1 protein-coding gene is annotated in these 296 nt (G+C 70.3%); it reads right to left on the bottom strand.

Annotation, left to right across the window (positions count from 1 at the left end):
- Positions 1–296 (bottom strand): SDR family NAD(P)-dependent oxidoreductase (locus tag IH48_RS34100; protein WP_037844308.1); only part of this gene is annotated, 296 nt, incomplete at both ends.

The raw sequence follows: 296 nt of genomic DNA, 5'->3' as shown, positions 1-296 counted from the left end.
GCGAGAGATTGCCCAGCGTGGCGTCCTGGACGACGCCGGCGGTGTGGATGACGGCCGTCAGCGGGTGAGCGTGAGGGACCGTCTCCAGCAGCGCGGCGAACTGGTCGGCGTCAGCGATGTCGCAGGCGCTGACGGTGACGTCCGCACCTAGGTCCGTCAGCTCCTGGCGAAGCTGGTCGGCGCCTTCGGCCTGGAGTCCGCTTCGGCTGGTGAGGTGTAGGTGGGTGTGGCCTTGGTCGGCGAGGTGGTGGGCGAGGAGGCTGCCGAGGGTGCCGGTGCCGCCGGTGATGAGGATG

Source organism: Streptomyces sp. NRRL F-5126 (assembly GCF_000721265.1).
Classification (GTDB): Bacteria; Actinomycetota; Actinomycetes; order Streptomycetales; family Streptomycetaceae; genus Streptomyces.
This window is presented reverse-complemented; position numbering and strand designations above follow the sequence as displayed.